At 50.1% G+C, this 21,095-nt stretch carries 13 protein-coding genes; 5 read left to right on the forward strand and 8 right to left on the reverse strand.

The features are described from left to right. Window positions 1-81: 81 nt before the first annotated feature. Window positions 82-1,152 (reverse strand): NADPH dehydrogenase NamA, encoded by a 1,071-nt coding sequence (namA, locus tag B5M13_RS23100; RefSeq protein WP_080057916.1) that lies wholly within the window; start codon window positions 1,150-1,152, stop codon window positions 82-84. 195 nt (window positions 1,153-1,347) lie between these two features. Between namA and B5M13_RS23105 the strand changes: the two genes are divergently transcribed. Further along, complete coding sequence (locus B5M13_RS23105) at window positions 1,348-1,605, forward strand: DUF6582 domain-containing protein (protein WP_080057917.1); 258 nt, start codon at window positions 1,348-1,350, stop codon at window positions 1,603-1,605. A gap of 53 nt (window positions 1,606-1,658) precedes the next feature. Here the strand turns inward: B5M13_RS23105 and B5M13_RS23110 are convergent, their stop codons facing one another. The 6 genes from B5M13_RS23110 to B5M13_RS23135 all read right to left on the reverse strand — a co-directional run bounded on the left by B5M13_RS23110 (window position 1,659) and on the right by B5M13_RS23135 (window position 8,089). Then, entirely contained in the window at window positions 1,659-2,693 is a 1,035-nt protein-coding gene (locus tag B5M13_RS23110; RefSeq protein ID WP_080060048.1) for an SDR family NAD(P)-dependent oxidoreductase, read from the reverse strand. An 87-nt stretch (window positions 2,694-2,780) separates the two neighbouring features. Then, complete coding sequence (locus B5M13_RS23115) at window positions 2,781-3,614, reverse strand: hypothetical protein (RefSeq protein WP_080057918.1); 834 nt, start codon at window positions 3,612-3,614, stop codon at window positions 2,781-2,783. 6 nt (window positions 3,615-3,620) lie between these two features. Continuing rightward, window positions 3,621-3,983 (reverse strand): hypothetical protein, encoded by a 363-nt coding sequence (locus B5M13_RS23120; protein ID WP_080057919.1) that lies wholly within the window; start codon window positions 3,981-3,983, stop codon window positions 3,621-3,623. Between the two features lie 121 nt (window positions 3,984-4,104). Next, on the reverse strand, window positions 4,105-5,538 hold the full coding sequence (locus B5M13_RS23125; protein ID WP_080057920.1) for a sensor histidine kinase: 1,434 nt from the start codon (window positions 5,536-5,538) through the stop codon (window positions 4,105-4,107). Window positions 5,539-5,543: 5 nt separating this feature from the next. After that, window positions 5,544-6,188 (reverse strand): transmembrane-type terpene cyclase, encoded by a 645-nt coding sequence (locus tag B5M13_RS23130; RefSeq protein ID WP_080057921.1) that lies wholly within the window; start codon window positions 6,186-6,188, stop codon window positions 5,544-5,546. Beyond that, the gene (locus B5M13_RS23135; protein WP_080057922.1) at window positions 6,185-8,089 is read right to left on the reverse strand and encodes a hydroxysqualene dehydroxylase; all 1,905 of its coding nucleotides are present in this window, start codon (window positions 8,087-8,089) and stop codon (window positions 6,185-6,187) included. The genes B5M13_RS23130 and B5M13_RS23135 overlap by 4 nt, the downstream gene beginning before the upstream one ends. 286 nt (window positions 8,090-8,375) lie before the next feature. On the opposite strand from B5M13_RS23135, the gene B5M13_RS23140 reads away from it, so the two are divergent. The 3 genes from B5M13_RS23140 (at window position 8,376) to B5M13_RS23150 (ending at window position 16,211) form a co-directional block, all read left to right on the forward strand. Continuing rightward, on the forward strand, window positions 8,376-9,143 hold the full coding sequence (locus B5M13_RS23140; protein ID WP_080057923.1) for a cupin domain-containing protein: 768 nt from the start codon (window positions 8,376-8,378) through the stop codon (window positions 9,141-9,143). A gap of 324 nt (window positions 9,144-9,467) precedes the next feature. Then, window positions 9,468-12,758 carry a CotH kinase family protein gene (locus B5M13_RS23145; RefSeq protein ID WP_080057924.1) on the forward strand — a complete coding sequence of 1,097 codons (3,291 nt, stop codon included), beginning with the start codon at window positions 9,468-9,470 and terminating at the stop codon, window positions 12,756-12,758. A 168-nt stretch (window positions 12,759-12,926) separates the two neighbouring features. Then, window positions 12,927-16,211, forward strand: a complete 3,285-nt coding sequence (locus B5M13_RS23150) for a CotH kinase family protein (RefSeq protein WP_080057925.1) — start codon at window positions 12,927-12,929, stop codon at window positions 16,209-16,211. A 21-nt stretch (window positions 16,212-16,232) separates the two neighbouring features. Here B5M13_RS23150 and B5M13_RS23155 read toward each other — a convergent pair whose 3' ends face one another. Next, a complete protein-coding gene (locus B5M13_RS23155; RefSeq protein WP_080057926.1) occupies window positions 16,233-17,258 on the reverse strand; it encodes an SMP-30/gluconolactonase/LRE family protein in 1,026 nt (341 codons plus the stop codon). A 242-nt stretch (window positions 17,259-17,500) separates the two neighbouring features. Between B5M13_RS23155 and B5M13_RS23160 the strand changes: the two genes are divergently transcribed. Continuing rightward, window positions 17,501-21,052, forward strand: a complete 3,552-nt coding sequence (locus tag B5M13_RS23160) for a carboxypeptidase-like regulatory domain-containing protein (RefSeq protein WP_080057927.1) — start codon at window positions 17,501-17,503, stop codon at window positions 21,050-21,052. Window positions 21,053-21,095: the final 43 nt, after the last annotated feature.

Consider the following 21,095-nt stretch of genomic DNA (forward strand, 5'->3'; position numbering starts at 1 on the left):
TGATAGTACAACTGGTTATTTAGCCTTTCGTTGGCAAGATTACTGCTTCTGCGGATAAATTGTTTATAATCACCCGAATTTTCAGCGCGGTTTGGCGCGCTCGTACTGTACTGGCCAATCGACCGAATCGCCCAATGCACGCGCGGCATGCAGCGGGAAGTACGGATCGCGCAGAAATTCGCGGGCCAGCAAGATCAGATCGGCCTGTCCGTTTTCCAGAATAGCCTCTGCCTGTTCGGCCGATGTGATCAGCCCAACAGCCGCCGTTTTGATTCCAGCTTCCTGTTTGATCCGCTCGGCAAATGAAACCTGATAGCCTGGTCCAACAGGAATTTTTGCTCTGGCGACATTACCTCCGGTCGAACAGTCAACTACATCTACCCCTTTTTCCGAAAGGATTTTAGCCAACGTCACCGAATCATCAATTGTCCAGCCTCCTTCCGTCCAATCGGTTGCGGATATACGCACAAACAGCGGTAAATCGTCCGGCCACACGCTTTGGACGCGTTCAATGACCTCCAGTAACAACCGAATCCGGTTGCCGAACAAGCCGCCGTAATCATCCGTCCGCTGATTACTCAATGGCGACATAAACTGATGCAGCAAATAGCCGTGGGCGGCATGAATCTCAACGACCTGAAAACCGGCCTTTATGGCTCGTTTAGTAGCTTCTTCGAAATCCGACAACACCTGTTCAATGCCTTCTGCCGTCAGTGCTTCGGGTGGATGTTGTCCTTCCTGAAACGAAATCGCACTGGGTGCCACGGTTTGCCAGCCTCTTTCTTCAGTTGGCGAAATCAAAGCTCCTCCCTCCCACGGCCGACGGTGGCTGGCTTTTCGACCAGCATGCGCCAGTTGGATACCCGCCACCGACCCGTTCTGCTGAATAAACTGCGTAATGCGTTTTAATCCGGCAATGTGTTCATTGCTCCAGATACCCAGATCGTCGGGAGAAATGCGGCCTTCGGGCGATACCGCCGTTGCCTCCGTAAAAATCAGACCCGCCCCACCTACAGCACGGCTTCCCAGATGAACCAGATGCCAGTCGTTGGCAAAACCGTCGAGACTCGAATATTGACACATCGGCGAAACGACGATGCGATTTTTAAGCTGAATGCTTCGGAGAGCCAGTGGCGAAAAAAGAACAGACATTGTATACAGTTTATATGATCGTCAACGCATTGCCCAGTCAGAGCTACCCCTGATTGATGGATTACTTCTCTAAACATTCCGTGAAACAGGATCGTTGATATATGAACAACAATTTTAAGATCTATGGAATTTTTGCGTAGCGGCTATAATCGATCGGCAACTGTTCCATAGAGGTAAAACATACACTCAACGACTATGGCAAATGACACAAAAATCAGTCGGCGCGACGATGTCCGGCCGACCGAAGGCGAACATAAATACGGAGACGTTGAATTCGCCGACCGAACCAACAAAAAATACCCAATCGATTCGCCTGAGCATGTTCGGGCCGCTTGGAGTTACATCAACCACAAAGACAACGCAGCCAAATACGATGCCGATGAGGTAGATACCATCAAAGAGCGCATCAAAAAAGCGGCTAAGAAACACGATGTAACTATTGAAGACGAATAAACTTAAATGCCAAACGAGTGAATGAGCAATAACTTGCCGGATAAATCGCTCATTCACTCGTTTGTCATTTCATTATTCCGCTGGGCAGCCTTGTCGGTCAGGGTAGTGAGAAAGGATTCGGATAAAACTGTCTCGCTATGTTTTCCTTTGGTTCGCTCTTTCTCAATACCAGCAGGATTAGGCAGCAATCGGGATACAACACCCATAACCTCTGCCAGCAGATTCGGGGCCAATCCCTGAATGGATGCACCGATTTTAGCGGGCAGGCCAATAATTCGTTCTGCTTCACCGTAGCGACAGGCATCTACGATTTCACGGGCGCATTCGGTGGAATCAATAGTGAAGAAAGGGAGCGATCCGGCAATTTTGAAGGCGGCATATTCTTTTTCGTTCTGCCCTTTGAAGTACGCATTACGTGGGCTTCCCGTTCGGATCAGGCCCGGACATATGGTCGTTACGTAAATGCCTTCTTTCTGCAATTCGGGTCGAATTCCTTCTGAATAGCCCACAAAGGCAAATTTACTGGCCGAGTAGGTTAGTAAATGCGGAATTGACACCTTACCACCAAACGAGGTCACGTTGACAATACGCCCTGCCTTACGAGGTCGCATGTGGGGCAAAACAGCATTGATGGAGTGAAAAGCCGACCAGAAATTGGTCTCCATCGACTCCCGAAGATCGGCTTCGGTACTGTGTTCGAATGGTGTTACCAGAATTGTTCCGGCATTATTGATCAGGACATCGACAGGGCCGAGCGCCTGTCGAACGTCTTCAATGAAGTCCTCAATCTGGCTCTTATCGGTCAGATCACAGGTTTGCGTATAAACCCTTCCGCCATAAGCCAGCAATTCGTTTCGGGCCTCATCAAGTTCGGCCGGGTCGCGAGCGCACAGAGCCAGGTTGGCCCCTTCCTGCGCCAGAATACGGGCCATTTCGAGTCCGAGTCCGCGCGACCCACCTGTGATCACCACGGTCTTTCTCTGGAAATCGATTTTACGTTGTCTGGCCAGTCCCGACTTTAGGGCTACCCAGGCGCCAACTCCTGCTAATCCCCACAGCAGGGCTTTTGTTTGCGTTGAGACAGTCATCATAATAAGTTCAACTTATTGAACAGAGATAACTGCCGCTAGTCGGAAAGGTTCTCGTTGCCAACGCAATGGGCCAGGCTGCATTCATTAATCCGTTACTTCTATCCGGTAGAGCGCCCTACGTGTACTACTGATGGCACTTCCCTTTAGAAAAGGGGCATCGACGGTGACTTGTTTCTCCGAATTGACCATCAGCGAGAGTTCATTAAATGGATTCTGCGACCGCTGGAAATAAGTCACAGGAATAGTCAGCGCCCCCTTACCCGATCCTATTTCTTTAAGTAGATAATCGGCCTCTTCAGTACTTTGGCCTTCGTAATATACATGGTTCCACTCATCAACGGTACGGTGTCTTTTCGAAACCGTCAATTCTGTTTTGGATGTCTCGCCATGCCACTTTTTCCAGAGGCTGACAAACCAGTTGTTCGGTTCTACATCCTGCCAATATAAGGTCAATGCCTGACGTCGGCTGTGGGTTTTAGGAGGCAGAAATAAAGCGGGCGTAAGCGTTGGCTGAACCTGCATAGTGCCCAGGCTATATTCTTTGCCATCGGTCAGTACAATTGAGGCCGGATATACTTTATCTGCTTCCATATGCCAGGTGGTATCGGCCAGCATGTAATAGGCATAGGTGCTGTAATAATTGGTTGATCCGGTCGTCAGCCGTAGCTTATGCCCATCCACTTTCACCTGAATATTAGGGTTAGCCACCGACCGATCGTTGGCATCTTTAACATAGGCATCTACACGCTCCGTTGGTTCACCATCTTCATCGGTAGATTGGTAAAAGTTAACACTCACCCGAAGCAGTGACGGATCGATTACAGCCCCTGTCGATAGCGATGAATTACCACAGCGGACAAATAGCAGGCTAATCGGGAAGAATAAAACGCGAAAAACCTTTCGAAACAGGGGTGTCATGGGTTTCTATACCTCGAAAGGCAGCTCGTACTCTTTAGTAATCACCTTGGATGAGCGCGTTTTAACTTCTACTTTGGCTTTCAGCGGGGAGCCCAGCACCAGGTAGTTTTTTATGAACTGATCGGCATGCACCATCCACGACTGATCTTCCAGCAGGTATTCATCGACACCCGCTTTCGATGCCTGATATGCCCAACGTTCTACAATCAGCGGTTCGTAATTGACAATATAACCCAGATACCAAACCTGAATACCAGGGAGGGATTGATTACCCAGTTCGGAACAGCTCATAACCGTAACCTTCAGCGAAGAGCCGTCTTCCAGGTCTTTCACTGCCCACTCGTCGATGATCGTTTTTTCGTTTGCCATTGTCTTGCTATGATTTAGGCAAGGAGGAATTGCTCACTTGTCGCTACAAAACAATATGCCAGGGACCGGCCGTCAACGGGGAAATGAACAACTGGTAGATATGAGTAAATAAGTAGCCGATTTACGTTGTTTTTGGCTTAGCCGAACTAGCTCCGTTATAGACAAGTGGCAATTTCATGACGAATTCGCTCCCCTCGCCTTCCTGACTCTCCACGTCCAGCGTGCCATTGTGCCCTTTCGTTACGATATCATAGCTCAGACTCAGGCCTAATCCTGTTCCTTCGCCAGTGGGCTTAGTCGTAAAAAACGGCTGAAAAATCTTACCCCTGACCGCTTCCGACATACCTGTTCCATTGTCTTTTACGCTGACAACGACCTGTCCCTGTTGCTGACTAGTACTGACCCACACAGTTGGCGTATAACCGACAGGTTCCTGTTTCTGCCGTTGCCGTACCGCATACAAGGCATTCTGAAAAAGGTTCAGCAAGACCCGGCCTATATCCTGCGGCACCAGGTTCAGTTGAGGAAGCCCAGAGGCAAAGGCGGTTTGAAGCGTACAGTTGAAGGTTTTGTCGTTGGCTCGTTGCCCCTGATAGGCCAGCCGCAGGTATTCATCGGCCAGGTCATTTAATTGAGTCAGTTGCCGCTCGCCCGTTCCAGAACGACTGTGCTCCAGCATCCCTCGCACAATTGAACCGGCCCGCTTACCATGAACGATAACCTTTTTAAGATTTTGATCCAGATCGTTGGCGAGAGCCAGCACATCGTCGATGCGTCCAGCCTGAGCCTCCTCTCTTAGCTCCTCTATAAGTTCGGTACTTACTTCTGAAAAGTTATTGACGAAATTCAGTGGATTCTGAATTTCGTGCGCAATACCCGCAGTCAGTTCGCCCAGACTAGCCAGTTTCTCGGACTGAATTAATTGGTTCTGCGTAATTTTCAGGGTATGAAGCGACTGGCGCAATTCGGCACGGAGTTCATCCTGCTTTTGGAGAAAACTTTCGAGCAGGAAGAAAATAATCGCGCAGACAATAATCAGATTAAAGGAAAAGAAGATAAGGACAATACCGCGAGGCAGAACCATTTCGGGTCGTCCGAAAAAATACTCCCAACAGGTTACCCCCACAATGGCCACCATGAATAAATAAAAGCTGAGACGCGCGATTCGGCGTGACGCATAAATGAGCGCTCCGGCGGGTGCCAGAAACGTTGACAGAACAACGGCACTGGCATCGACGTAGCTGCCAATAGCCAGTTGGGCGGCTAAAGGAAATATAAAAATTAACACGAGCTGAATACCGCCAAAAATCTGATACTGGTGCGAAAAACGCAGGTACAGGATGTTCAGCAGACATACAGGTACATAGGTATAAACAACAAAAGCCAGCGAAGAGAAACCCAAAAAAGAGTAGATCAACGAATAACACAACCCAGCCCCTATCGTAAAAATGGCCAGCAAAACGGCAGACGTTCGCTTTTTAAATTCTTCGGGCTCTAATCCGTCAAAACCAAATCCTTTCCAAAAGTTATCTTTCCAGTGTGCTAGTTTGCTCATAACGGTTAGGCACGAGTGGACTGCCTGGTAAAGAAAACAATATAGACGCCATCAAGGATAGCCGTAATGACACACATCGACAACAGAAACGGGTCGGTGAAGTGTAGGAAACAAAATACGGAAATCAGGAGTGTACCTACCCCTTTACACCAGGCTGCTGGGTACGAGAACAACGCCCAGTTGTTGAGTCGTAAAGCCTGCGTAATGTATAAAGCCGAAATCAGTATATTCAGTAAATAGCCGGAGTAAGCCCCCATATGACTCAGGGGCGCATCGTACACAGCAATGTAATAATACAGTAGTGGCAGCCAGCCCAGAATACCCAACACCGTTAAGAGACCAACGTGCTGCCGAAACAGCGGTATACTAATCTGCTTATACCCAAATCGTATGGCACCATACACAATAAAGCAATCCATAAAAAACCAGACCCGATAGCCCCACATAAACAGGCTACCCATATCAGGCACAAAGACCCAGCTCCATAGGAACTCCCACACAATATTCCCCCATATTGTCACAATGGGAATTTCGACAAACCGATGCAGCCGAATGTTTCGTAGCGTGAAGAAGTAAACAATCACCCACAGTAAACAGCCGACCCCAAACGTAATGAGTTCAAGGTTCGTATAATCATGTTGGTTTATCATCGCATTCTCTGGGTCCAGGTAGTAAGGGCCGTCCAGGCGGTATAAAGTAGGAAACCAATGGCATACATAACACCCCAGATTACCATCAGGGCATCGAACCAGCCGGGAGGCTTTTTGTAAGGCAACCCTCGCCCAAAACGCCAATTATCATACCACTTGAAGGGGGTAAAAAAGACGGGCTCGTGCAAATCCCAGACCGAGCAGAGTGGAGCGTTAACTCCCGACACATCTATGATGCTGTTGACAGCCCGTCGGGCTGCTTCATTGGCTCCTTCCATCGTAGCCAGGTCGGTGTTGGTGCGCACATAGTCCGAAGCCAGAAAGAGATTTGATAAACCCGGTATGTAAGCGCTGGGCCGTTTAAACCAACTATTTACGGTATTGACCAGCAGTGGCTCGTGGTTGACCAGCACATCGCCCTTCTGCCCTTTCTGCCCCACCACCGAAGCCATTGGGTCATGTTTACTGGGTGTCACCTGCTCGTTCAGTGAGTGATCGAGAAAATATCCCCGGTAAACCATATCGTTTTCGCGAAAAGCTCCCTCTTTCATGTCATCGCTGAGCACAATGGTGCCATCGACGTTCAGACTACGCTTCAACTGCGCCCACACCCGGTCGGCAATTTCATCAAAGGTTTGGCACTCTTTGGCTTTCATGGCTGGCAGCCCCGGCAGATCCGGACTATCTGTAAGCCAGTCCGAGATATCGACAGATAGAATAGTCTTTACCCGACGGTTACCGCGCTTGCTGATATCATAATCGTCCCAGAAAGGAAGCTGTGAGATGGATGTCAGCGCCCATTCGCTATCGACATAGATACAGTGCCCATGCACAACGTCAATAACCTGATTAAGATAAAATTGAATGCCATTCATCCAGGCTACATCGGCCGCCAGATCGTCCAGGTATTGCAGACTACCAATGCTCTGCTTTAGTTCGTCGGATAGTACGGCGGCAGCCACCTCGACGGGCGTAGCCAGCAGGTAATAATCTCCTTTGGCAGGGGGATCGTAGGGAATACCCTTCTCCCAGTTCTGAATATCGACCGACTGAACGCTTCCATTCACGCAGTTGACTCGCTGCACCAGCGCACTTTTGAAAAACCGCACTCCTTTAGCGGTCAAATACTCTTCCCAGGGCTTTAGCCACTTTTCGCTCGTAGGGCCATTCAATACCCGGTCGGTATGCATCCCAGGGTTGGCGATATTGAACAGTAACTGAATAAAAATATCGCCCCCCGTTTTAGTACTGGCAAATTTGGCATTAGCAGCCACCAGCGTTCGTGTTAGCCCTTCTACCAACAAGTGCCGATAAGCCTCGCTATGATGATCAGCTTCCATATACTGCCACCAGCCAACTTTTTCATATTCCATATCACGCCGACGCTGGCAGGAAGTCATCAATTGCCAGACTTTCGTAGCAAAAAAGTGCGCTTCGCCGGGTAGCAGCCCCGTATCGTGTGTATGCAGTACTTCCAGAGCCGCTTTCAAATCGGCCAGGGACTTCGGAAAGCTAACGATGGTGATGATCGGCTTTTTCCCATTTCGCAAAATACCCACCCGTGTCACATCGACCAGATTATCATACACACCCTGGGCGTTTTTCTTCCCATCTGGTGTTGTATAAGGGATTCGTTTCATGGTATCGGTAATGTGCCGATAGAAGCCCGGAAAGAATCGGAAGCCATGTTCGCCAGGTAACGCCTGAACATCGGCACCAGGCCCCGTTGAATGTTGACCATCAGGGTCATCTGGAGACGAACCCGGTACATTTACACTGCGGGCTTTACCGCCCATGTAATACGGTTTTTTCTCGTATATATCGACAGAGAACCCACGTTCAACCAATTCGTGGGCTGCGCTCATCCCAGCCACCCCTCCACCTAATATAATGACCTTCATACAGTTACAGTTCTGCAGTTGAATACCGACCAAGGTATAATTTTTCCAAACAAATTAATACATATACGCTATAATAAATTATAAATGAGGCATTTCACGCAATAGTATCCTAACAATTCAACTATTTTCCTCTATCTGATTCTTTCTGGCCAGTTTACCATAGGAGTCAGAGGCTACAACAGTATCCTGTAGACCACCGATAGCAGTAATTACGTTTAGCTAGGTTCTTATTACAGATAAACAGGCCGTTGTGTATCCCTTTATACGACCAGCTATTAGCTTACTTATGAAATTAATTGCTACGCTCTTATTACCCCTGTGTGTAACTACTCAGATGGCGATTGGTCAACCCCTCGACTCAAAGGTGTATGCCTGGGCCGAATCGCCCGTCGTTAAAAAAGCGGCTTCGGAACAACGGGCGATTCTTGAGGGAAATACCCCTGATTTTAGCCACCTTGAAATCCACGCAACTACCTTACCTCCTCATCAGGTACCTCACCCAGCCCATAAACATGACGATGAAGAACTGATTATCATCAAAGAAGGGAAACTGACTGTAACCATTGAGGGCAGAACAAAAACGCTTGGGGCAGGCAGTGTCGCTCTAATTATGCCCGGCGATGAACATGGCTTCGATAATAAAGAAGGGGTTCCGGCTACCTACTACGTCATGCGATATACGTCCCGACAACCTGCCGACCGGGAGCGGGGCCAGAAAGCAGGTGGCTCTTTCTGGATCGATTGGGATGAGGTTCCTTTTCAACCACACGATAAAGGAGGAATCCGGCGAATGTTCGATCGGGCAACAGCCATGTCCAAACGGTTCGAAATGCACGTAACTACGCTTCGTGAAGGCTTATGGAGCCATGCACCGCACACACACCGGGCGGCCGAAATCCTGCTGATGGTCGAGAACAAGGCTCAGGAAAGTATCAGCGGTAAACTTTACCCGTCGACCAAAGGCGACTTGATTTTTCTGGAACCGAATGTGCCCCATGCCCTTCAGAACATGAGTCAGGGGAATTGTATATACTTTGCCTTTCAATTTGAGTAATACGTTGTATACTACTTAAGGCTTCACAGGGCTTACATACCTTTCAGTAAAGATTGTAGGCAAATTAGCATAAGACTATATACATTTACAATTCCCATAAGTATATTAGTACGCCCAAGATAGACACTTACCCTCTTTTTGCTGATAACAGAAATAAGTTTACTTCTATACTTCTGTTAGTAATACCCGCTCTCAATCTGTTTTGGGAGATAGCCATGTCACTAAAGCATCCTGTTAAAATGTCCGTACGTTTCATCCAATTAAACCCGCTATCCAGGCACTTATTGACTATGTATCGCTTGGGTAGTACGAGTAGTAACGCTTATGAAAACAATTATCGCCCTCACCATCCTTTTTCTGTGTATCAACTTCTCCGCTGAAAGCCAGCAGCTCTATATCAATGAGTTGATGGCCTCCAACCAGACCACCCTGGCCGACCCCACCGGCGCCTTCGAAGACTGGTTGGAGATCTATAACCCCAACTCCTTCTCGGTCAATATCGCTGGCTACTTCATCACCGACAACCTGGCCAACCCCACCAAATACCAGTTCGTGACCGGTTCCTCCAAAACCATTATTCCCGCCAATGGCTTTCTGCTGGTGTGGGCCAGCGGGGAGCCCAGCCGGGGAGCCGATCATCTTGGTTTCAGCCTGTCGGCCAATGGGGAGCAGTTGGGCTTGTATGGTCCAGACGGCACCACGGTGGTGGATACGCTGAGTTTTGGGCCACAGCGGGCTGACATTTCCTGGGGTCGTCAGCCCAACGGCAGTGCCACCTGGCTGTATTTTCAGAAAGCCAACAGCAGTCCAAAGGCATCTAACAACGGAAAAACTGGCTACGCTCAAGTGCTGGCGAGTCCAACTTTTTCACAGGCTGGAGGCTTTTATTCGACGGGCTTTAATCTGGCTTTGACCGCATCCGATCCAACGGCAACGATCTATTATACACTGGATGGGTCCGACCCCGACCCAACGAACCCCAACTCGGTTACGTATACGTATAAAAACAGTTATATCGAACAACCGGGCCAATCCACTGGTCCGCTACTGACAGGCTCCTATCAAACCTTCCCTTATTCCACAACGATAGCGATTACCAACCGAACCAGCTCACCTAATAAAGTATCCGTCAAATCATCGACCTGGAATTATACACCCACCTATTTTCCCACAAGTTCAGTTTTTAAAGGCACTGTGGTACGGGCTGTTGTATATAAACCCAATGCGATTCCCAGTGATATTGTCACGCAAACCTACTTCGTCTCGCCTACACTTCCCCGGTATAACATACCCGTTGTTTCGGTATCCTTGAATGAGAAGCACCTGTTCGATTACAACACGGGTATTTATACAGCTGGTAAAACGTTCGATACCTGGCGGGCAGCCAATCCCAGTGCAGGTACTTCGTACTGCACAACTGGAAATTTTTTCAATGAAGGTGATGATTGGGAACGACCAGGCAATGTCGAATTCTTTATCAATAACGCTTCGGTTATCAACCAGCCAATAGGCTTGCGAACGCATGGCGGTTGCTCCCGCTCAGTCCCCCGGAAAAGCGTTCGTCTGTATGGCAGTAGTGACTTCGACTATCCTTTTTTCGACAATCGGCCAACCAGTGTTGTTTACGACCGGCTTCTGCTCCGTAATGGTGGTAATGATTGGGATTATACCACACTGATTGATGCGTTTGGGCAAACGATGGTTCGGCATCTTCCCTTCGACACGCAATCGAACCGTCCTGTGGCCCTGTTTTTTAACGGTGAATATTGGGGCGTCTCCAATCTTTACGAACGTTACGATCGATTCTATATCAACCAGAACTATGGCGTAGCTACCGATAGTGTCGATATGGTGGAAGTATCGCAATATAACTACGAGCCTACCGAGGGCGACCTAACCAACTTTACCGCTCTGAAGAACTACTTCATGAATACCAGCCCGGTCAATTACACCTATGTGCAAACCCTGATGGATGTAGAGAGCTTCGCCGATTATCAGATGTCGGAGATTTACGTTGCCAATACCGACTGGCCCCACAATAATCTCTCGATGTGGCGTAAACGAACCAGTCAATATATACCCAATGCTCCTCGCGGACACGATGGCCGGTGGCGCTGGATGATTCGGGATCTCGACTGGGGAATAACCGGGCAGAATTATGCGCAGAAAAACCTATTTCCAACGGCGCTGGATACGGGTCTGGATGCTGAATTCACAGTTTATTTACGACGATTGCTTGCTATACCAGCCTTTAAAACCTATTTCATCAACCGCTTTGCCGACCTGCTCAACACCACCTTTAACCCCACCCGAACCACAGCTCTGCTTACCTCCATGCAACAGCAGTACCAGCCCAACATGGCGGAGCACTTTGACCGATGGGTGACGAACACCAGTTATAGCGACTGGCTGGGGAATATCGGAAATATGATGAATTTTTTACAGGTTCGTCCCGATTCCGTCCGAAAGCATATACGACAGCAATTCAGCCTGAGTGCCAACCGTAGCCTGACCCTCAACGTCTCCGACACCACACGAGGCTACGTCAAAGTCAACTCCATCTCCATCCTGCCCACTACCGTAGGCGTGCCCCAGCAACCCTACCCATGGACAGGTACCTACTTCCAGGGAAACACCATTACCATCACCGCCAGAGCAAAACCCGGATACAAGTTCGTCCGATGGACCGAAGCCAATACCACCATCTCCACCGACTCCCTATACGCCTTCAACCCAACCTCCAACCGGAGCATCACCGCCGTTTTCGACCTGGATGAGTCCTTCAACTCCTTCCCGGCAGCCTACTCCCTGGCCACCTGCGACTACCAGCTCTCCAACTGGCCAGCAACAGCTCCGCCAGCCACCTACCCCCCAAACATGGTTTTCGTTTCCATGAACCAGGAAGATCCAACCCTGTCGGCCACCATCTCCAACACCGTCACCGGCGCCTACAACCTCACCAGCCGTACCCGCATCAACGGACTCAATGAGAACGGTTTCTCCTTCATCAACACCGGCAACAGCAATACCAATCCGGGCTATGTGGCCTCCACCCTGGGCGGGGCCCTGCTGGCCATCCGTACCAGTGGCCTCAACCAGGCCTATGTCCAGTGGACGGGGGGTACGGTGACCCCCAATGTGAAGCAGTACCGCATCCGGCTGCGCTACCGGGTGGGCGACTCCGGTCCCTTCACCGATCTGCTGGACAGCCAGAACAACCCCGTCGAGTATGTACGCAGTGCCACGGCGGGCGATAGCCAGGTGCTGGGTCCGGTGGCTCTGCCCGCCAGTGTGCTCAACAAGCCCTATGTTCAGTTGTTGTGGCAGTACTACTGGACGGGAGTAGGCAGCAATGCCCGGGATGAGCTGCGGATCGATGAGATTATCATATCGCGGGGGGCTTGTCAGAGTTTGGCATCGGGTTTGTGGTCGTCGGCCTCCACCTGGAGTTGTGGTCGGGTGCCCACCTTATGCGATGTGGTACAGCTTCAGGAGGGGCATGTTGTGAACATTTCGGTTGCTAATGCAACGGCAAAACGAGTAGAGTTCGGTACGGGTGCCCAGCTAATATATAGCAATGCAACAGCCTCATTATTTATTCAGGGAGGAAATTAAGCGTCGCCATACTGAAATTTAGCCAGAAACCCCTCCTTAAGCGAGTCCTATTTCTCTATATTTGTAAATCATAAGTTAGTAATATGTAAATATACATTAATTTATCATTTATTAGTATGGTATAATTATTGCCTTCATCATGGCTGAAAGATATCCACACTTTCAACCATGATGAAGCACCATATTATTCTCACAACTCTATGCCTGTTTATAGGTATATCCTTTTCGGCCCAAAGTCAACAGCTCTATATCAATGAGTTGATGGCCTCCAACCAGACCACCCTGGCCGACCCCACCGGCGCCTTCGAAGACTGGTTGGAGATCTATAACCCCAACTCCTTCTCGGTCAATATCGCTGGCTACTTCATCACCGACAACCTGGCCAACCCCACCAAATACCAGTTCGTGACCGGTTCCTCCAAAACCATTATTCCCGCCAATGGCTTTCTGCTGGTGTGGGCCAGCGGGGAGCCCAGCCGGGGAGCCGATCATCTTGGTTTCAGCCTGTCGGCCAATGGGGAGCAGTTGGGCTTGTATGGTCCAGACGGCACCACGGTGGTGGATACGCTGAGTTTTGGGCCACAGCGGGCTGACATTTCCTGGGGTCGTCAGCCCAACGGCAGTGCCACCTGGCTGTATTTTCAGAAAGCCAACAGCAGTCCAAAGGCATCTAACAACGGAAAAACTGGCTATGCTCAAGTGCTGGACCCACCTGTCTTTTCACATACAGGAGGGTTTTACAGCACCGGATTTGCGTTAAGTCTGAGTTCGCCCGATCCGACCGTAACCATCTACTACACACTGGATGGGTCCGACCCCGATCCGACCAAACCGAACGCGGTCAGCTTTACCTATAAGAATAGTTACCCACAGCAACCAGGCCAACCCTACGGCCCTACCTTAACCGAAACATACCGAACTTTTCCCTATTCCACTACACTGGCTATCTCTGACCGTAGTAATGCTGCGAACAAACTATCCATAAAGTCCTCAACAGCCTCTTCCTCGGCCTCCTACGTTCCTACAAGTCCGGTTTTCAAAGGAACCGTAGTACGCGCATTGGCCTACAAAGCCAACGCTTTACCCAGTGATATTGTCACGCAAACCTACTTCGTCTCGCCTACGCTCCCCCGGTATAACATACCCGTTGTTACTCTGGCACTGACCGAGAAGCACCTGTTCGATTATAACACGGGTATTTATACAGCCGGTAAAACCTTCGATAACTGGCGAGCCGCCAATCCCAATGCTGGCACCGGATTTTGTACGACGGCCAATTTCGATAACGAAGGCGATGATTGGGAACGACCAGGAAATGCCGAAATTTTTGTCGATAATCGTTCGGTCAGCAATCAGCTTGTGGGCCTGCGCATTAATGGGGGATGTTCTCGCTCGGTTCCCCGCAAGAGCCTTCGGGTTTATGGAAGCAGTGACTTCGAATACCCTTTCTTCGACAACCGTCCGCCCTCCTTGTTTTACAACCGACTCCTGCTTCGTAACGGCGGCAACGATTGGGATTATACCACACTGATTGATGCATTTGGGCAAACAATGGTTCGGCATCTGAAATTTGATACACAATCGAACCGTCCTGCTGCGCTTTTCCTAAACGGTGAATACTGGGGGGTTCATACACTATATGAACGCTACGATCGGTTCTATATCAATCGCAATTATGGCGTAGATGCCGATAGTGTGGATATGGTAGAGATTGCGAACGGCTTCTCGGCATCTGAGGGGACCCTAACGAGCTTCTCGGCCTTAAATAGCTACATGACCAACACCAGTCCAATCAATTACACGTATGTGCAAACCCTGATGGATGTGGAAAATTTTGCGGACTATAACATTGCCGAGATTTTCGTAGCCAATACCGACTGGCCCCTCAATAATGTTGTTCTGTGGCGTAAACAGACCAGCCAATATCAACCGAACGCTCCTCGCGGACACGATGGCCGTTGGCGATGGATGCTAAAAGATATTGATTTTGGGTTAAGTGGGCAAAACAATGCGCAAAACAATACTCTTGATTTTGTCACACGGTCGGATCTTTCCTATACCCTCTTTCTGCGCCGGTTGCTGGATATACCGGCTTTTAAAACGTACTTTATCAATCGGTACGCCGATCTGCTCAATACTACCTTTTTAGCAAGTCGAACTACGGCCATGCTATCAGCCATTCAACAGCAGTACCAGCCTTATATGGCGGAGCATTTCACACGATGGCTAACGGGGAATACGTATAATGGCTGGCTAACCAATGTCGGCAACATCAATACATTCCTTCAACAACGCGCTGGCTATGCCCGCGATCACATACGAACCAAGTTCAGCCTGAGTGCCAACCGTAGCCTGACCCTCAACGTCTCCGACACCACACGAGGCTACGTCAAAGTCAACTCCATCTCCATCCTGCCCACTACCGTAGGCGTGCCCCAGCAACCCTACCCATGGACAGGTACCTACTTCCAGGGAAACACCATTACCATCACCGCCAGAGCAAAACCCGGATACAAGTTCGTCCGATGGACCGAAGCCAATACCACCATCTCCACCGACTCCCTATACGCCTTCAACCCAACCTCCAACCGGAGCATCACCGCCGTTTTCGACCTGGATGAGTCCTTCAACTCCTTCCCGGCAGCCTACTCCCTGGCCACCTGCGACTACCAGCTCTCCAACTGGCCAGCAACAGCTCCGTCAGCCACCTACCCCCCAAACATGGTTTTCGTTTCCATGAACCAGGAAGATCCAACCCTGTCGGCCACCATCTCCAACACCGTCACCGGCGCCTACAACCTCACCAGCCGTACCCGCATCAACGGACTCAATGAGAACGGTTTCTCCTTCATCAACACCGGCAACAGCAATACCAATCCGGGCTATGTGGCCTCCACCCTGGGCGGGGCCCTACTGGCCATCCGTACCAGTGGCCTCAACCAGGCCTATGTCCAGTGGACGGGGGGTACGGTGACCCCCAATGTGAAGCAGTACCGCATCCGGCTGCGCTACCGGGTGGGCGACTCCGGCCCCTTCACCGATCTGCTGGACAGCCAGAACAACCCCGTCGAGTATGTACGCAGTGCCACGGCGGGCGATAGCCAGGTGCTGGGTCCGGTGGCTCTGCCCGCCAGTGTGCTCAACAAGCCCTATGTTCAGTTGTTGTGGCAGTACTACTGGACGGGAGTAGGCAGCAATGCCCGGGATGAGTTGCGGATCGATGAGATTATCATATCGCGGGGGGCTTGTCAGAGTTTGGCATCGGGTTTGTGGTCGTCGGCCTCCACCTGGAGTTGTGGTCGGGTGCCCACCTTATGCGATGTGGTACAGCTTCAGGAGGGGCATGTTGTGAACATAACCATCCCGAATGCCACAGCCAAAAGCATTCAGTTTGGAAGGAACGCCCAACTTACGTTTGATAATGCTACGGCGTCGGTTCAAACTCAGAACTAAGTCTGCTCTATTTACCAGCCTCTAATTCAGCGGGAGTACCAGAACCGTTGGTTTTTGTGCCGGGAAATTAGGTACGGGTCTGCCCGATTCATCAAACGCATCCCACTGACTATTGGCGATATAATAAAACTGACAACCAACAATAACTCCCAGCGTAGGCTCGCTGGCCAGCGGATGGCCAACATCCAGCGTATCGACCTGCTCAATGGCCAGTGCCTGTTTTGCCAGCCGAATCCGGGAAACTCGATAGGGCTTACGCCGATTTTGGATGGCAATCAGGCTGTTCTGGTCATAGTATAACCCGTCGATACCGCTCAGATCGGCAGATTGTGTGCAGGATAAACAGCTAACCTGCCGGGTTGCCAAGTCAACAGCCAGCAGGCCACGACGGTAATCGGCTACGAATAATGTCTTCTGATCGTCGGATAAGGCCAATCCCTGAAGGGATCGAAATAAGGTGTCAGTCAAAAAAGGGGTTATTACGCTTGCTCCCGCTTCCAGCCGGTAAATCCAGGGGGTACGGCTATCGGTGGCATAAACCGCTCCATCGAGAGCCAGGGTCAGGTCGCCCAGCAGATGCGCTTTGCCATCATCTGGCATCAACCATCTTCGCTTCAACCGCCTGGTGGTTAAGTCGTATACAACTAGTGCCGAACGTCCATTCGTAGTAGCTGTAATCCCTTTTGTCTGCGGCAATGCTGAACTGCATGCCCATAACAACCGACGTTTCGGATCTACTTTCATCCCGAAAACACCCCAAAGGCTATCGCCCGGCTGAGAGAAAGCAGCAGGTCCCGTTTTTTCGGAATACCGGATGATTTTCCGCTCATGCACACTACTAATATAAAACATACCGGTTTTTGGGTCATGCGCAATTCCCTCCGTAATCAGCCCCGTTTCGGACAATTGAAAAGCAATCTGGCTGCGGTGCATCGAACTGCTGGGTTGCACAACCTGTCCAAAAGCCATAAAGACTGTTTGTTCAGCTATAAACGCATAGCTGATCAGCGAGCGAATAGAGAAAATACATGTTCGGAGGTTATACATAAAACAGCCAAGACGTCGCCAACTACCAAGAAGGGATTATACGGAAGGTTCCTGATCAAACAAATTCAGAAAGCAAAAGCTCTTACAGTGTAATGCACAACTCGTTAAACAGCTCATAAACAAAGGCTAATATAAGGTTTAAAATCCAATCTCGACTCGCTTTATTGACAGCCTACCACCTAGTATAGCCATAGGTATAATTAGCTACCAGAGCTCCTTTTAACGAGGTTAATTTAATAACTATGCGGAACTGGTACCTCATCGTCTGGCTAACTGCCCTTCTATTTTTAGGATCGTTCCGGCTAGCTCATGGTCAACCGACGGCCATCCTCATCGGAGCCGTAGTAGATGCCACCACGGGGAAACCCATGCCGTTTGCCAACGTCTATATCAATGGCTCAACGCGGGGAGCTGTTACCGACGAAAAAGGGACCTATACCCTTACTGGAATTCCCCCTGGTACGGTTGAGATTGTTGCTTCGTTTGTTGGTTATCAGTCTGATAAACGCACCGTCCGATTTGATAATACGTCTCCGCAAACAGCCAATTTCCGGCTGAAAGCCAATGAGCAAACGTTAGATGCTGTAACCGTAAAAGGCAATCCGAAGAACAGAGAGCGGCAGTTACGCCAGTTTAAAAAGCTACTTTTTGGCGAGCCGTTTGGCGGGCAATGTCTGCTTGTAAACAGCGATGTTCTCCGTTTTAAAGAAGATAAAGATCATCTATATGCAACCGCTTCTGAACCTTTGATTATCGACAATCAGGCGCTAGGTTATCGACTAATTTATGATCTGCAACAGTTTGACGGCACTACGTCAGGAGAAGCCTATTATGGGGGTACAGCCCGTTTTGACGAATTAAAACCCGAGAACGAACGGCAAGCCAGCCGCTTCCAGCGGAATCGGCTGACCGCTTACAAAGGATCTATTCGGCATTTAATGGCTAGCCTGACGGATAATACGTTCAAAGAGGCCGGTTTTCTGGTCTATCAGGAGGATGTTACCAAAATGGTATCTCTGGAACAGCGGTCAATTACCCTCTCGGCTGCGATCAACGATTACAAGCGGCTGGTACCCATTCAGACTACCACATTAATTCAACCCGGCCGGTTATCGACCGAACGACGATTGGTTTCACCAATGAAGCTAATTGTATTCTACACGAATGCAAATTCGGGTTTCTCACCTTATCCTGATGCTCGTTACGCCTACACGGAAATGAGGCTACCCAAAGGTCAGTTGCAAATGACGGTCGATGGGGTTATTACCATGCCTGAAGGAATGGAAGTCAAAGGCTCGATGGGGAATGACCGGCTATCGACCATGCTACCCGCCGATTGGAAACCCGGCGAAATGGCGAAAGAGACGCTTTCGACCGAACCATTGGCTATAAAAGGTAAACTCGCTCCATCCGACACTCGTATGGAGCGTATCGCAGCGGCTTTCAGTGAGCGATTCAGGCTGCTGGCGCCTACCGTGTTTGTTCACATCGATAAGCCTTTTTACGCCACGGGCGATCAGCTTTGGATGAGTACATATTTACTCGACGCGGCTAGCAACCAGCGAGCCAGTGGCGAAACGGCTATTCATGTTGATCTACTTTCGTCAGCAGGCAAGCTTGTGCAACACCAGTGGGTACGTATCATTGACGGACGCGGTGAAGGCAATTTTCGCCTGTCGGATACGCTCCTAACAGGAACGTATCGCTTACGTGCTTATACCGATGAAGACGACGCCCAGCAACGGCCTGCGTTCGAGCGGTCTGTAGCCGTCTATAATCTGCTTCGGCCCAACGCATCCATACGCAGTGATTCGACCCCTCAACAGGCTGATGTTCAGATTCTTCCGGAAGGTGGTCGCTGGATTTCGGGATTGCCAGCGCGGCTAGGCGTAAAAATTGTTCAGCCCAATGGTCATGGATTACCCATAGCAGGGCGTATTGTCGATGATTTAGGGGCTGAGGTTGTTCGTTTTAAGACCAATCGGCAAGGTATGACCAGTGTGGCGATGGAGCCAAAGCCGCAACGGATCTATTACGCTGATGTAACGTATAACAACCAGCCCCAACGCGTTCCGTTACCCAGGCCCGAAACGGAAGGGATACTACTTTCCGCCGATGCGATCAGCGATACAACCCGTCTGGCGTTGACCCTACAAAGTACTAACCGGGCCGCTCTCGACTCCGTGTATATCCTGATTCAGCAACATGGCCGTGTGGTCGATAGTCGAAAAATTCTTCTGCAAAATGGCGTAGCAAAGGTAAGTTTACCCATGATGACCTGGTTGCCGGGCCTGGCGCAAATCACCCTGTACGATGCCAGCGCCAAACCGCAAGCCGAGCGACTAGTTTTTGTCCCCGAATTTACTACGCCAGTACGGGTGCTAATGGCTTTTAACAAAAAGCGGTATCAGCCACGCGAGCAGGCCATCCTGAGCATCAATCTGAGCCATAACGGATCATCGTCTCAGGCCGCTTTATCGGCATCGATTACCGATGCAGGCCAAGTGCCTGATGATACCGCCAACGCTACGTTGTCGGCGCACTTGTTGCTAACGGGAGAACTTCGGGGCCGTATCGAAAACCCCAATAGCTACGTTGTAAATCACTCAGCCGAAACCCGTCGAGCGCTGGACGACCTGCTGCTGACGCAGGGCTGGCGACGGATTAGGGGCACGCCCGAAGCGGATTCGCTTGGTGGTATATCCTTCAGAGGTCGTATTTTGACTGTTAAAAAAGAGCCAATACCCGGCGCCCAGATCACCATAATGGCGACAGCCCCCCGGCAATCGTTTGTTAAATCAACAGTAGCTGATGAGCAGGGGCGTTTCCGGCTGGCGGGGATGGCAATTGCCGATACGGTACAATTACTAACGAAAATCGCTGATCGTAAGCAGCATACCCTTTCAGCTAAAGAAGCCTTTCTGGTTCAGGAAAGACCTGGCAACCTATGGGAGCACCGTACGCTAACCGATGCGCCAAACTGGTCGACGATGAAAGCGCAACTGGAAGCAGCTCGAATTCGGCAGGAAGCAAATACCGATTTCTACCGCGATAAAATGGCGAAAGAGCTGAACGAAGTGACCGTGCGAGCGCAAAAATCCGATAAAAGACCCGAGGATATTCAACAGCGTAGCTTGCACACTGAGGCCGATGCCGTTATTGTGGTCGATGAGAAATCGCCAGCCTACCAGAATCTATATGAAATGATCCAGGGGCGATTAACGGGCGTGACCATCAAACGGATAGGAGCTGCTGTAGCGCGTGCCTATACTGTATCGATACGCGGAACGACTAGTTTTAGTATGGGTTCACAGCCCTTGTATTTGATGGATGGCCTGCCCATTGAGGACCCCGATGGAACTGCTTTGCTTTTCTTTAGCCCAAGTGATATTGAACGCATTGAACTACTGAAAAGTGCAAGTACAACTGGTACATACGGCGCTCGGGGCGGAAACGGAGTTATTGCTTTTTACACGAAAAGCGCACGATCTATGCAGGGCAACGTAAAACCCAACGAGGGGATGAGATCGATTCAATTCATTGGTTATCCATCCGTGCAGCGCGAATTTTATATACCCCGCTACGATGCGGAGGCCCCAACCGGTCTCCTTTCTGGCCCCGTCGATCACCGGGATGTACTGTACTGGAAACCACTCATGCAAACCGATAGCCAGGGGCATAGCCAACTCCGTTTCCCACTGTCGGACGTTGTGCGAACCTTGCGCGTGATGATCCAGGGTGTTACGGCCGATGGTCGCCCGGTACTGGGCGTTCAGTTAATTCAGGTTCAATAGCGTAGGGATTTATTTTCCGGATAAGCGTTCATCGTTACACTTC

The organism is Spirosoma aerolatum, assembly GCF_002056795.1.
GTDB classification, from domain to species: domain Bacteria; phylum Bacteroidota; class Bacteroidia; order Cytophagales; family Spirosomataceae; genus Spirosoma; species Spirosoma aerolatum.

What these genes read in the sequence shown, in the direction of transcription:
- B5M13_RS23120 (WP_080057919.1), bottom strand. Translation starts at nt 3,983, where the DNA reads ATGGCAAACGAAAAAACGATCATCGACGAGTGGGCAGTGAAAGACCTG.
- B5M13_RS23155 (WP_080057926.1), bottom strand. Translation starts at nt 17,258, where the DNA reads ATGTATAACCTCCGAACATGTATTTTCTCTATTCGCTCGCTGATCAGC.
- B5M13_RS23105 (WP_080057917.1), top strand. Translation starts at nt 1,348, where the DNA reads ATGGCAAATGACACAAAAATCAGTCGGCGCGACGATGTCCGGCCGACC.
- B5M13_RS23140 (WP_080057923.1), top strand. Translation starts at nt 8,376, where the DNA reads ATGAAATTAATTGCTACGCTCTTATTACCCCTGTGTGTAACTACTCAG.
- B5M13_RS23145 (WP_080057924.1), top strand. Translation starts at nt 9,468, where the DNA reads ATGAAAACAATTATCGCCCTCACCATCCTTTTTCTGTGTATCAACTTC.
- B5M13_RS23115 (WP_080057918.1), bottom strand. Translation starts at nt 3,614, where the DNA reads ATGACACCCCTGTTTCGAAAGGTTTTTCGCGTTTTATTCTTCCCGATT.
- B5M13_RS23160 (WP_080057927.1), top strand. Translation starts at nt 17,501, where the DNA reads ATGCGGAACTGGTACCTCATCGTCTGGCTAACTGCCCTTCTATTTTTA.
- B5M13_RS23125 (WP_080057920.1), bottom strand. Translation starts at nt 5,538, where the DNA reads ATGAGCAAACTAGCACACTGGAAAGATAACTTTTGGAAAGGATTTGGT.
- B5M13_RS23130 (WP_080057921.1), bottom strand. Translation starts at nt 6,188, where the DNA reads ATGATAAACCAACATGATTATACGAACCTTGAACTCATTACGTTTGGG.
- B5M13_RS23135 (WP_080057922.1), bottom strand. Translation starts at nt 8,089, where the DNA reads ATGAAGGTCATTATATTAGGTGGAGGGGTGGCTGGGATGAGCGCAGCC.
- B5M13_RS23110 (WP_080060048.1), bottom strand. Translation starts at nt 2,693, where the DNA reads ATGACTGTCTCAACGCAAACAAAAGCCCTGCTGTGGGGATTAGCAGGA.
- namA (WP_080057916.1), bottom strand. Translation starts at nt 1,152, where the DNA reads ATGTCTGTTCTTTTTTCGCCACTGGCTCTCCGAAGCATTCAGCTTAAA.
- B5M13_RS23150 (WP_080057925.1), top strand. Translation starts at nt 12,927, where the DNA reads ATGATGAAGCACCATATTATTCTCACAACTCTATGCCTGTTTATAGGT.